Here is an 11,300-nt window from a genome sequence, read left to right as displayed (position 1 = left end):
ACCACTACGATAAATTATCAGGCAAACTTTATCCATAAAGATGCTGATGATGCCCTAGATAGTGTAATTAACTTTTAGTTGATTTTTTATTCTACATCAAAATCCAAATTGAATCCTCTCTACAATTCAAGTACGCTTCCCTCGCTCCAACAAACTTCTTATCCCCATCATAAGTAAAGCCAGTATACCAAAAAACAATGTCAGCCAAGGAGTATAAACCACAATTTTTGTAGCGATGAGCCAACCGCCTACCGTTGTTCCTAAAGTGATTCCTAAATTTCCAAATGAAGTGGCAAGACTATTCGCAAATTCCAAGGATTCAGGTGCAGACGAAATCATATAAGTAGAAGCATTTAAAATACTTGGAGAATACAAAAATCCCCAGATTCCTATAACCGCAATTGTTGCTATTGTATTTCCTCCTGAAAAATGAAGCATTATCGGGATCAGGATGGTTCCCGACAAAAAGAAAGCTGTGGTTTTGGTGATATTTTTATCCAGCATTTTTCCGGACACCCAATTCGCGAGTACTCCAATGCCCCCAAATACAAATATCATATAACTCACCATCGTATTGTACATATTTTTAGCTCTGTTTAGATAATCTGCAAAGTAGCTGTAGATAGAAAACCAAGCGGCTATCATAAAGAAATTCATTGCGGTACTTGCAATAAAAGTGGGTTTTCTCAATATTTTTAGCTGACTGCCATACGACTTCTTTTCTTTGACGGGCATAGGAGGTAAAACAGTAAATATGGCAATGAATGCGATGATACTGATCACCGATTGTATATAAAACGAATATTCCCAGGAAAATAAACTCGCGATATACGTAGCAAAAGGAACGGTAGTCACCATCGCAATGGCTACCCCGCTAAAAACAATACTCATTAATTCATTTTCGTTCTTTTTATTGCCTTGAGATACCGCTACCGAAAGTGCCGTTGCTATATAAACAGGTTGCAAAAAAGCGGGTAAAATCCTGACCAACATCAATAACCAAAATGGCGGGGAAAAGGAAGAAATCACTCCGGTAATAACAAATAATAAGATAGAAAGCAACAGTACTTTTTTTTCGATCCAACCCAGAGGCAAGCAGGGTCATAAAAGGTCCCGTTAATGCGATGATTAGTGCAAAAGCCCTTAATAGAAGTCTGGCACGATCAATACTTATCTCATAGTGCGTCGCAATTTGTGGTAAGATTCCAATCACTCCAAACTCTGTAGTAATTACTCCTATTAATCCAAGGCAACCGATATAGGCATATTTTTTCATTAATAAGGATTTTTATAATTCACCAATGAAATTAAAATGAATGCTATAAATTTGTAGGGTATACAGCTAATTGTATGGTACTAACAATTTTGTAAGTAATGGGAAAGCGAAAAGAAAATTCAACCAATAGGCTCAACGAAAAAACCATCATGGAATGTGATTTAACTTATGCGGTTTGTAAAGTTGGTGGCAGATAGAAGTTGCTTATTCTATGCAAACTGGAAAACGGTAAATTACGCTTTAGTGAGATTAGAAGGTTGATCCCTAAAATCACGGAACGAATGTTAACCTTACAGCTGTGTGAGCTTGAAAAAGATGGATTGCTAAAACGTACCGTTTATGCAGAAGTGCCTCCCAGAGTAGATTATGAGCTTACCCCGATCGCCATCGAATTAATCCCTCTCTGGTCAAAATTGAGTGACTGGGGTGCCAGGCATAAAAAGCTTTTCAACTAATATCAGATTTTAAGGTATGCTAGCAGCTTTGATAAATCATATAGAAAAATTTGTGGAGGTTAGGGATACCAACCTCAGCACTATGGATAATTTTTTTGAAACTAAAGTTTTTAAAAAGAAAAAAGACATATTAAAAGAGGGGGCCATCTGTCAAGACCTGTTTTTCGTCAACAAAGGCTGTTTACAGGTTTTATATACCAAGCAAAATGGCACGGAACAAACGATTGATTTTGCCTTGGAAAACTGGTGGACTACCGATTTTGCTGCCTTTTCTAATAGAAATAGATCCAACTTCAGCATCCGAACAGTAGAACCCAGTGAAATTTTGGTATTAAGTGCCGATGCTAAAGAAGCCCTGCTCAAAGAATTTCCGATTTTAGAGCGGTATTTCCATCTGATTTTTCAACGTGCTTTCGCGGCTTCGCAATACCGAATAAAACTGCTGTATGAGCATTCACGGGAAGATTTATATTACCACTTTAGGGATAATTTTCCCGAATTTATTCAACGGGCTCCCCAATACCTTATCGCTTCATTTTTAGGCTTCACGCCCGAATATTTAAGTGAAATCCGCAGAAAAGAGTTTTCTTAAACCAGTTTAAGAATTTGCTGTTTGTTTCTGGTAATCTTTGTTCCCCTAAAACGAGATTACTATGACTAATTTAAAACAGGCCTTATCGTTAGGATTTACGGGAGCTTTAGCTATTTTTATAGCTTCCTATTTTAGCTTACCGCCCTGGGTGATCTTTATCGCTTGGGTGAGTTATCATCTTTTTGGCACTAACCTTAAAACTGCCTTTACCATTCTGATTCAACAATTTTCTGGAATCCTCATTGGGATGTTTATTCAATATACAGGGATTTGGTTTTCAGCATTTATCGGGGAATTTGGTTTTCCTTTAGCGGTATTTATCGCTATGATCGGTATTTTCTACATTTCAAAAATGAAACGTTTAAATACGGTGCCGGCTTACTTTTTGGGATTGATCACCTGGTTTTCTTCGGGTTTTGAAATTACAGTGCTATCCCTTTTTATACTGGTCATTTCTCTCATTATAGGTTATGCTATTGCAAGTTTGGATACGTTTCTCCATCAAAAATTAGCCGTTAAAAAATAACCTACAGATGATTATACGAAAGGCAACACATACGGATATACCATCACTGGTGATTTTGATGAATAATTTCAGGAAGTTCTATCAGCAAGAATCAAACACAGAGGAAGTAAAAAGCTTTCTGAAAGAACGAATGGACAAGGGAAACAGTGTCATTTTTGTAGCTATTCTGGAAGACAAGCTGGTAGGTTACACGCAGCTTTTCCCTTCATTCTCCACCATCAAACTAGAAAAAATATGGATCTTAAATGATCTGTTTATATCAGAAAAATTTCGGGGTTTGGGCGTGGCTTCCCAATTACTAACACGTGTTTTAAAATTTTCCCAGGAAACCCACCGCCATCAAGTTTGGCTTTTAACGGGCAATGACAATAAAAGTGCACAACACCTCTATCGAAAAATCGGATTTACTAACACAAAATTTAAACATTATGTCTACAACTTTTAACCCTCAACAACGCATCAATATTAAAGCCCTGGAACCGGAATGCTGGAAATTGATTATTGAAATTGAACACTATTTGGCTAATACTTCTTTAGATCCACAGCTTAGGGAACTCATTAAAATAAGGACTTCTCAAATCAATAAGTGCGCTTTTTGTATTGATTTGCATACAAAAGACGCCCTGAAACTTGGAGAAACCGAGCGTAGGATATTCGCTTTATCCGCCTGGCAGGAAAGTCCGTTGTTTTCTGAAAAAGAAAGAGCCGTATTAAAACTCACGGAAGAAATTACCAAAATAACCGAAGCTGGAGTTACCGATGATACGTATGATAAGATGAGTACGTTATTCAGCAAAAATGAAATCGCTCAAATCATTATCGCTATCAATCATATGAATTTTTTAAATAGGGTTGCCGTCTCCACAAAATTGATGCATCCTCATTAGAAAATTTAAACTATCGGCTTTTTCCCCAAGTCTCTAACATTTGCAAGGCGGGACCTAAAGATTTTGTATCTGGATGAAGTCGATAAGCAACTTGTGGCGGAAAACCATTTCGTTCTATTCGCTCTACAATACGATGCGCATGCATTTGTCGCAATTGCTCCAGCAGCACTTTTTTGGAAACCCGCGGCATTTTACGCCATAATTCGATAAAGCGTATTTCTTTCTCGTGAAAGAGGTGGTGTAAAATCAAGGGTTTCCATTTTCCCGACAGTACCTCCATACTGCGTTTTAATCCACATTGTTCGAACTCGGTATAATTCATCATCAAAAAATTAAATGGGTTACCTAAACGTAAACTTCTTTAAGATCTGCTTGCGACCTTCTAATTTAGTGATAATTTAATAAAAAGCTCTGCGTAAATCGGCTGTTTTCAGTTTTGGCAGAAGCATTCAAACCTATTGTTATGGAATTTCAGTTATGGCGTAATGCTACGGTTTTAGTGAGCATTTACAACATAAAATTTTTAGTGGATCCTATGTTGGGGGAACAATCATCGTTTGGGGCTTTTCCGTATACTGAAGATCCCCGAGCAAATCCGTTGGTTGACTTGCCTTTTTCGGGTAAAGAATTGAAAAAACAGCTCCAAAAGCTAGATGCGGTAGTGGTTACCCATCTTCATCCTGATCATTGGGATGCAGCAGCAGTTGAACTTTTGGATAAAAACCTTACCATCATTTGTCCGGATATCATTGCAAAAACAATGGTGGCTTATGGTTTTACGAAGGTCATTCCTGTAACTTCATCCATCCATTTTAAAGGGATTGAAATCGTACTTACGGAAGGCAAACACGGTACAGGTGCCATAGAGGAAAAAATGGGCGTGGTGAATGGATTTGTATTTTTATCCAAAAATGAAAGCATCTATTTTGCCGGGGATACTATTTGGTGTGATGCTGTAAAATCCAGCATTCGTACGTACCAACCAAGGTATGTGGTGGTAGCCGGTGGAGCAGCCACTTTTGCGATTGGGGAACCGGTAACAATGTCGGTGGAACACCTTAAATCACTTGCGGCTACTTTTCCTGAAATCACCATAATTATCACGCATTTGGAATCAGTGAGTCCGTGTACTGAAAATCGGGAGTTTATTCTCAATGAAATGACGAAAACTGATTTCTTTAATCGATGCTATATACCAATGGACAGAGAACACTTTTCATTACGTTAATTTCAATTTAATATAAAATCCAAAATGGCCTGTACGTGAATTTTGGTAGTATCAAACACAGGAATTGATTCAAAATCATGCTCGTTAATCAGTAACGGAATTTCGGTGCAGCCTAAAACGATGCCCTGAGCGCCTTGCCGAATAAGATGGTTTGAAAATTGGATAAATTCCTGTTTTGAGCTTTCTTTCATTAAACCTTTTCCTAGTTCTTCTTTTACAATGTGTTGAATACGGTCTAAGTCTTCAGGCTTTTTAGGTGTTAAGACTTCTATTCCAAATTCGTTCAGTTTGGATTGATAAAACCCCATTTCCATCGTGAACTTGGTGCCTAACAGACCGACTTTGGTAATGCCTTTAGCACGAATATTTTTTGCCGTTGCGGTTATAATATTAATGATTGGTTGATTTGTTCCTGAATGTCATCCGTAAATAAATGTGCTGTATTGGCACATAAAACTATACCGTCAACATCACTTTTTTCCAATTCTTTACAAGTTTTTAAAAGCAATTCAAATGCATTTGGCCATCCTACTTGCTGAACATCGCCAAAATTTAATGAATAGATTACCATTTCGACAGACTGTAAACCACCCAAAACGTTATTAATCACTCCATTCAGAATTTGGTGGTGGTGCCAATCTTGTATCGTGGAATACAGAATCAAGTAATGCAGGAAAAATTTCATTCGCAACAGACTTTTCAAATTCCAATTCAGTCTGCTTTTTATCACAGCTAATTAAAAGCAGAAATATTGAGATTATGACAAATGTTAGTTTTTTGGTCATATGTGCTGTAACGACGGTTGGTGTAAGAACAGTTGCGTGGTTTAGTCTGTAAGATAGAAAAAGAAAAACAACGTTAGTAAAGTCCGCAGGACTTTCCGATGAATACAGACCTAGCAATTGTTTTTACACTGTGTTGTGTGCTGGCATTTAGTTATTCTTCTTTGTCTACATTTATTACAATTCGTCTATACGCAGTCAAAGCTGGAGTGCCGTTGTCAGTTATTTCTAAAATAAGATGTATTGTCTTGCCTGACGCCTCAGAAGGTAAAAGTATTTTACATGTCGATGAAGAACTTTCTTCTATTGTTATTGCACCTTTATATGAACTTGGTTCATTATAAACCGACCATTTATAATCCAGCGTATTCTCATCAGGATCATTTGATGTCGAAGCATCAAATATCAAAGAATCTCCAGAGATAGCTTTTTTATTTATAACTTTCAATGAGCTATCGTCTACAATAGCCACCGGATGATGGTTTACAGCAGAATAGTTTTCTGTGGTAGTCCACAACATACGGGCTGCAAAATCATTAAAAATGTGTTGTTTCCATTTGTTTATGGCGTCAATGCCTTCTTCTGTACTGCCGTACATGTAATAAGGGTCATATTGTGTTTCATCTTTACCACTCTTGACAATAAAATCCATGCCGCGTATTCCACTTATTTTTTCTGTGGAAAATCGACCACCCCATCCTCCGTAATCTATATGTTCTGGTGCGTTTAATCCATTGGCATATACAAAAAGAAAAGCAGGTGTATCGCCTTCCGTTGCCCATACCCTATCAGGATAATATTGTCCTAATGGCATTATGTTCTGAACATTTTTCTTAGTCCATTCGTCAGATGGAGCCCATCCATAGATTTTTTTGTTGCGTATATAAACAATGTCAGGAAAGCTTTTTGCAATCCATGCACCCGCATCATCTTGACCAAGCACATCGTAAATCCGAATTTTCTTTATGAATTCTCTTAGTTCTTTTTTGCTTCGAGTATTCTTTACTTTCCACAGGGCTTGTGCAAGAGTATTCATGCCTCCCCATCCAGAAATCCATACCGGTCGTTTATCTTCTTTATTGTCAACTACAGAAATAATCAGTTCTGAGCCTGGAGAGTCTTTGCCTTTACCGACACCAGACATATTAGATTTCGCTTGGCCTCGCTTAGTGACTGACTTTAAATAGTTTGCATTGGGATATCCTTGGGCGTGCTTTTTTAAGTTGGGTAATATTTCTTCATACCAATTTATAGATTCAATTATCTTGTCGGTCTTGTCAGGATCGTCCATCCAAACTTGGGAGCTTACAAGGCCTTCAATGTCTATTACGTTAGAGCAAACCAAAAGATGAATCATAGATTGGATGTCATCGGGGTCTGTGCCTCCAAGATCGGTAGTAACAATGAGCCTTTGCTTGTCGCTTTGGTCAACTTGTGCTGAACAATAGTCTACGCACAACAAAAATGTAAATAGAAATATATATCTCATTATCTGTATTAACTTTTATTTATGTTATTCACACTGTTTATATTTTCAGCTTGCACACAACGGTTAGTATAAGCATAGTTACGAGGTTGCGAGTAATTAGCGCTTATACTTTGTTACCTACTGGCTTTATTCATTCAATATTTCGGTTACAAATTTTATCCATTCGTATTTTGGGATTTCCTTATCAATATAAAAATCAGGCTGGATACCCTTATCGTCAATGGTCATTTCAGGGATTCGCATACTTTTAGAGAGACTGTATCCCAACTCATAATCTTTACAAGGCGACTTTACAAAATACATGTTTGAAATATCAAGAACTCCCATAGTAGTTGTTCCAAATAGTTTTACTTTTTTACTTTGTTTAGCAGCAAGTAAAAACTGTTCAGTGGTACTGCCAATCCCTTCATTTATAATTATTCCAATATTTTTAGGGTTTTCCAAAACAGTGTCCAAAGTGGTCACCCTAACTGGTTTTTCATCTAAATTTACAAATTCTCCAATGTGCTTTGATAAGGTATCATAAGATTTCTGAGCCCATTTTTTAACTTCCTCATCCAAACCATATAAATCTTTATTTACGATATCCAGCATCCTTTGATTATTCAATGGAGTCGATAAAAATTCAGCGCCTACCACTCGTATTGGATTGGTATACAAGAATGGAATAAGTTCTCGGTAATTTCTATCACTACCACCACCATTGTTTCTTAGATCTATTATAAGATTGGGGCTTGAAAGTATTGTCTCTCTATTAGCATTAATTACGCTATCAATTTTTTGCCTTACTGGGCCCCAAAATCTTGGTATTCTTAATAATGTAGTTTCATTATTTATTTTTTCAAAATATGGATTTTCAGCTGATATAGCTTTCATATATCTTTCAATTTCTGGTTCAGTAGTTGTGTCTGGGGAAATTCTTTTAAGAGTAATTATCCCAGTTTCTATATAATTGTTACCTATTAACTCGACTAACTCGATATTTTGAGCGGAGTGGTCTCTCATATAATAAGTGGAAGAAAAGTCTTTATTAATTATAAATTTTACCTGACCTGGAGTCCAATACACGCCATCAGCCTCAATGATAAAACCAAGGTATTTATCTTCTTTTTTTATTATTCCTATAGTGTAAGACCCTGTAGCCCATATACCTTCAAAATCAGGCTGTTCTTTATTTGATAAATACTTTTTGAATTCATCGAGGTCGATTTCTACTTTTTGCCAGTCTTTATAACTCTCAATAATCTCCTGATTACTTGGTTTATTTTCTGATTGAGGTTGTACACTGTTTATTCTTTTAAAAGATATATGCTCTGAACGAAAAAAAGCAAGCCATTTATTAATAGCATCTACACATCCATCAGAGTTTTCTAATTTCGATATTTTATCTTTAATTCTTCTGTTATGCTGCTCGTAGGCCTCTTCCCCTTTTTTGTCTATGACAAATTGAAATCCAGCATCATTTTCCTCGATAGTTTCCTTTACCCATTCAAAATTTGACGTACAATCACAATCCTGTCCATAAACTACTGTTTGAGAGATTAGAGTAATTAGAAATAATATTTTTTTCATATTATGTTTTTAAATTATCAGTTTTTAAAAGCTAAATTAAAAATTTTGCGGACTTTCTAAATATACACAGACCTTTCGGTTTAGAACTTATTAGCTATGTTTTATACACCGTGTTGTGCATAGTACTTTATTCAATCCAATCTTCAGTATGTCGATTTTCAGCTAGTCCAATAGTATCGAATTCGTCTTTTAATAAAGACCTTTTAACTCCTAATAATTTCAAAATTTTATTCATAGAGCTTTTGTCCGATTCAGTCAAAAAATCTCGTTTCCCATTTCGCCATATAACTCCAATATGTCCACCTTGACCTCCGAAAAATTCGGATTCAACATATGCTAATTCTCGATTTCCAATCGTTTCAATTGTTTTTTGTTCAATATTTTCAGTTAGAAATTCAAACGTTGCGATTCCAGATGAAGATTCCATTTCATTTATTTCATCAAATAACTCATCAGTCATTGGAATCATATAAATTCCTCCTTTTAAGCTAACTTTTTGCGATTCACTATATTTTTTAAGTATAGGATTCAAGTTTTCTTCTTTTCCGATATATGCTTTTAAAGTGTATCCCAATTTAGTTTGTCAGTATTATGCACAACGGTTAGTATATGGCAAGTAGGGCAGTAGAAAGCGATAAACTTTCAAGATTGCACTGAGCCAAAGCGTTGTATTTCGTTTTTATCTTATTCATTTTAAAAGCCAAATCAACGATTTGGCGGTGTTGGTAAAAAGTACTGAACTTTCGTAAACCACTAAACGCCCTATTTGCTATATACCGTGTTGTCGTAGGCTTTTTTAGGCTTTTTGTTTGATTTCAGTCAATTTAAAGTTTTTAGATAGTCCAATATTTCTTCCGAAGCCTTAATCATTTTGGTTTCTATTTGTTCCGTTAGTTTGTCCAAATTGTTAAAATCAGGCTTTTCAACCAAAATCGTTTCTAGAATTGAGTATTCCGGCATTTCATCTTTGTTATTGTTCCACTTTGTGCTTTTTGATAGTTCCCAATATTTCTTTTGAACCGGTTTCGTATTGCCAAGCAGCCAAACCTCAAATCTCATTTCTAAGTGATTTAATACTAGTCCGAGTTTTAGTTTTTTAGTTTTCAAAAAATCGTTTGAATAGTAGAAATATGTGTAGTCCAAATATCCATGAAGAATTCCTGAAAATGAATATTTTTCAGAAAGTCTTTTAATGAATGTCGTTCTTAAATTCATAAGGAATTTGACTAATTCATTGTAAGCAATTAATATGTCTCCCTTTTTAATCTGGTTTTGATAAATCGAAACATATTTATTCAGGTTTTTCATTTGTCCATTTTAATTGGAGTACAAATTTCAATTAGAAAGCCATTATTGTCTCTCAAATAGCCTACTTTCTATCCCCAAGGCTTTTCTGTCAAAGGTTCAAATTCGTTCGCTCCCATTTCAATAGCTTTTTTAAAATCGGATTCAATATTCTCCGTCACGAATGCCATTTCGACTCCAAATGGCTTTTCAGTTCCGTTAGTTAATACAAATTCTTTTTTGAAGTTTGATTGGCCTAATTCAATTGAAGCAAAGGCAATTGTCGTTTCTCCTGAAATCAATTCTCCGTAATCATTTTCGGGTGTTACAAATTTCTGTTGAAATCCAAATGCTTTTTCGTAAAATTCAATTGTTTCTTTTACACTCTCGACATAGATTATTGTGTATCCGTATTTCATTTTCGTTTTTGTCTTTTTAGCTTACGCACAACGGGGTTGGCTAGGATTTCGTTGCGAGAAAATCCGCTATGATTTTCCGCTGTAGACCGAAGATAACAAATTTGCGAAGACTTTCCGAGAGGAAAGTCAGCAGCAATGAATTATAGCCGTTGTTACCCAACGTTTTTTTATATTGTTCACAATTTGAATTATTTTTCTATCGTGAAACCCATACCAGAAATCTTTTTTTATTTTAAAATTCAGTTTTTCATTAATAGGTTTAAGGTAAATATTTTCTCCAGTTTCAAAAATCCATAATTGAATTTTATTTCCTTCTAAATATTTAATTTTAGCTTTCGAAAAGTTTTTCCATTCCCCGAATGTCGTAAAGAATAGTGAATCATATTTAACATCTATTTTTCTCCATTCAGATAGTTTAATCCAATCGTTGTCCGATGCAATTCTCATCGAATCATTTTTGAAATATACTTCGGTATATTCTCCATTTTGACAAGTAAAATAATTTCCATCAAGATTTCGTTTTTTCTGACAACTTGAAGTCAACAATAAAATGGAAATTATAATTAAGAACTTTTGTTTCATCAAATGTTGGGTAACGTTCTCGATTATCGCAAGTTGCGGGAGTAAGGACTCGAATTTGTCGGTTTATCCTTTTCTTGCTTGTTTTCTAAAATTACACAATTTTATCTAATAGCCGCTTATTTGCGATTAACCGTCTTAAGTTTAAATTCTCTAAATTTTGATAGTTAACCAGAAAGAACAAAAGAGAGGAGTAAGGTTATATGAACCG

Annotated in this window: 17 protein-coding genes; 6 read left to right on the top strand and 11 right to left on the bottom strand. The window is 35.5% G+C overall.

Translation table 11 applies throughout. The features are described 5' to 3' along the window. Positions 1–126 precede the first annotated feature (126 nt). Together ACN0WI_RS16470 and ACN0WI_RS16465 are read right to left on the bottom strand one after the other, a co-directional pair. Positions 127–1,029: an MFS transporter gene (locus ACN0WI_RS16470; RefSeq protein WP_417888140.1), complete on the bottom strand. Its 903-nt coding sequence runs from the start codon at positions 1,027–1,029 to the stop codon at positions 127–129. After that, positions 911–1,276, bottom strand: a complete 366-nt coding sequence (locus tag ACN0WI_RS16465; protein WP_417888141.1) for a hypothetical protein — start codon at positions 1,274–1,276, stop codon at positions 911–913. The genes ACN0WI_RS16470 and ACN0WI_RS16465 overlap by 119 nt, the downstream gene beginning before the upstream one ends. A gap of 200 nt (positions 1,277–1,476) precedes the next feature. On the opposite strand from ACN0WI_RS16465, the gene ACN0WI_RS16460 reads away from it, so the two are divergent. From ACN0WI_RS16460 to ACN0WI_RS16440, 5 genes are all read left to right on the top strand, one after another. Further along, positions 1,477–1,731, top strand: a complete 255-nt coding sequence (locus tag ACN0WI_RS16460) for a winged helix-turn-helix transcriptional regulator (protein ID WP_417888138.1) — start codon at positions 1,477–1,479, stop codon at positions 1,729–1,731. A gap of 82 nt (positions 1,732–1,813) precedes the next feature. Further along, positions 1,814–2,323, top strand: coding sequence for a Crp/Fnr family transcriptional regulator (locus tag ACN0WI_RS16455; protein ID WP_417888137.1), 510 nt, complete (start codon positions 1,814–1,816; stop codon positions 2,321–2,323). A gap of 61 nt (positions 2,324–2,384) precedes the next feature. Next, positions 2,385–2,849, top strand: coding sequence for a DUF1097 domain-containing protein (locus ACN0WI_RS16450; RefSeq protein ID WP_417888136.1), 465 nt, complete (start codon positions 2,385–2,387; stop codon positions 2,847–2,849). A gap of 7 nt (positions 2,850–2,856) precedes the next feature. Beyond that, complete coding sequence (locus ACN0WI_RS16445; RefSeq protein ID WP_417888135.1) at positions 2,857–3,294, top strand: GNAT family N-acetyltransferase; 438 nt, start codon at positions 2,857–2,859, stop codon at positions 3,292–3,294. Beyond that, positions 3,278–3,736 carry a carboxymuconolactone decarboxylase family protein gene (locus ACN0WI_RS16440; RefSeq protein WP_417888134.1) on the top strand — a complete coding sequence of 153 codons (459 nt, stop codon included), beginning with the start codon at positions 3,278–3,280 and terminating at the stop codon, positions 3,734–3,736. The genes ACN0WI_RS16445 and ACN0WI_RS16440 overlap by 17 nt, the downstream gene beginning before the upstream one ends. A gap of 10 nt (positions 3,737–3,746) precedes the next feature. Here ACN0WI_RS16440 and ACN0WI_RS16435 read toward each other — a convergent pair whose 3' ends face one another. Next, positions 3,747–4,016 (bottom strand): winged helix-turn-helix transcriptional regulator, encoded by a 270-nt coding sequence (locus tag ACN0WI_RS16435; RefSeq protein WP_417888133.1) that lies wholly within the window; start codon positions 4,014–4,016, stop codon positions 3,747–3,749. Positions 4,017–4,172: 156 nt separating this feature from the next. Between ACN0WI_RS16435 and ACN0WI_RS16430 the strand changes: the two genes are divergently transcribed. Next, positions 4,173–4,964: an MBL fold metallo-hydrolase gene (locus tag ACN0WI_RS16430; RefSeq protein WP_417888132.1), complete on the top strand. Its 792-nt coding sequence runs from the start codon at positions 4,173–4,175 to the stop codon at positions 4,962–4,964. A gap of 2 nt (positions 4,965–4,966) precedes the next feature. On the opposite strand, the gene ACN0WI_RS16425 is transcribed toward ACN0WI_RS16430, so the two are convergent. The 8 genes from ACN0WI_RS16425 to ACN0WI_RS16390 form a co-directional block, all read right to left on the bottom strand. After that, positions 4,967–5,314, bottom strand: coding sequence for an aspartate/glutamate racemase family protein (locus tag ACN0WI_RS16425; RefSeq protein ID WP_417888139.1), 348 nt, complete (start codon positions 5,312–5,314; stop codon positions 4,967–4,969). A gap of 32 nt (positions 5,315–5,346) precedes the next feature. Continuing rightward, the gene (locus ACN0WI_RS16420; RefSeq protein WP_417888131.1) at positions 5,347–5,628 is read right to left on the bottom strand and encodes a hypothetical protein; all 282 of its coding nucleotides are present in this window, start codon (positions 5,626–5,628) and stop codon (positions 5,347–5,349) included. 272 nt (positions 5,629–5,900) lie between these two features. Further along, the gene (locus ACN0WI_RS16415) at positions 5,901–7,235 is read right to left on the bottom strand and encodes a nucleoside hydrolase-like domain-containing protein (RefSeq protein WP_417888130.1); all 1,335 of its coding nucleotides are present in this window, start codon (positions 7,233–7,235) and stop codon (positions 5,901–5,903) included. A 126-nt stretch (positions 7,236–7,361) separates the two neighbouring features. After that, complete coding sequence (locus ACN0WI_RS16410) at positions 7,362–8,807, bottom strand: S41 family peptidase (protein WP_417888129.1); 1,446 nt, start codon at positions 8,805–8,807, stop codon at positions 7,362–7,364. 127 nt (positions 8,808–8,934) lie between these two features. Further along, positions 8,935–9,381: a hypothetical protein gene (locus ACN0WI_RS16405; protein WP_417888128.1), complete on the bottom strand. Its 447-nt coding sequence runs from the start codon at positions 9,379–9,381 to the stop codon at positions 8,935–8,937. A gap of 245 nt (positions 9,382–9,626) precedes the next feature. Further along, on the bottom strand, positions 9,627–10,115 hold the full coding sequence (locus tag ACN0WI_RS16400; RefSeq protein WP_417888127.1) for a DUF7000 family protein: 489 nt from the start codon (positions 10,113–10,115) through the stop codon (positions 9,627–9,629). 68 nt (positions 10,116–10,183) lie between these two features. Continuing rightward, entirely contained in the window at positions 10,184–10,510 is a 327-nt protein-coding gene (locus tag ACN0WI_RS16395) for a VOC family protein (protein WP_417888126.1), read from the bottom strand. A gap of 126 nt (positions 10,511–10,636) precedes the next feature. Next, positions 10,637–11,092, bottom strand: coding sequence for a hypothetical protein (locus ACN0WI_RS16390; RefSeq protein WP_417888125.1), 456 nt, complete (start codon positions 11,090–11,092; stop codon positions 10,637–10,639). Positions 11,093–11,300: the final 208 nt, after the last annotated feature.

It is taken from the genome of Zunongwangia sp., from assembly GCF_048269745.1.
Lineage (GTDB): Bacteria > Bacteroidota > Bacteroidia > Flavobacteriales > Flavobacteriaceae > Zunongwangia.
Note: the sequence above shows the minus strand (reverse complement) of the source record. Positions and strands in the feature narration are given on the sequence as shown.

Excerpts from the sequence above, each read along its gene's own strand:
- ACN0WI_RS16465 (WP_417888141.1), bottom strand. The coding sequence starts at position 1,276 with ATGAAAAAATATGCCTATATCGGTTGCCTTGGATTAATAGGAGTAATT.
- ACN0WI_RS16455 (WP_417888137.1), top strand. The coding sequence starts at position 1,814 with ATGGATAATTTTTTTGAAACTAAAGTTTTTAAAAAGAAAAAAGACATA.
- ACN0WI_RS16450 (WP_417888136.1), top strand. The coding sequence starts at position 2,385 with ATGACTAATTTAAAACAGGCCTTATCGTTAGGATTTACGGGAGCTTTA.
- ACN0WI_RS16445 (WP_417888135.1), top strand. The coding sequence starts at position 2,857 with ATGATTATACGAAAGGCAACACATACGGATATACCATCACTGGTGATT.
- ACN0WI_RS16440 (WP_417888134.1), top strand. The coding sequence starts at position 3,278 with ATGTCTACAACTTTTAACCCTCAACAACGCATCAATATTAAAGCCCTG.
- ACN0WI_RS16435 (WP_417888133.1), bottom strand. The coding sequence starts at position 4,016 with ATGGAGGTACTGTCGGGAAAATGGAAACCCTTGATTTTACACCACCTC.
- ACN0WI_RS16415 (WP_417888130.1), bottom strand. The coding sequence starts at position 7,235 with ATGAGATATATATTTCTATTTACATTTTTGTTGTGCGTAGACTATTGT.
- ACN0WI_RS16410 (WP_417888129.1), bottom strand. The coding sequence starts at position 8,807 with ATGAAAAAAATATTATTTCTAATTACTCTAATCTCTCAAACAGTAGTT.
- ACN0WI_RS16400 (WP_417888127.1), bottom strand. The coding sequence starts at position 10,115 with ATGAAAAACCTGAATAAATATGTTTCGATTTATCAAAACCAGATTAAA.
- ACN0WI_RS16395 (WP_417888126.1), bottom strand. The coding sequence starts at position 10,510 with ATGAAATACGGATACACAATAATCTATGTCGAGAGTGTAAAAGAAACA.
- ACN0WI_RS16390 (WP_417888125.1), bottom strand. The coding sequence starts at position 11,092 with ATGAAACAAAAGTTCTTAATTATAATTTCCATTTTATTGTTGACTTCA.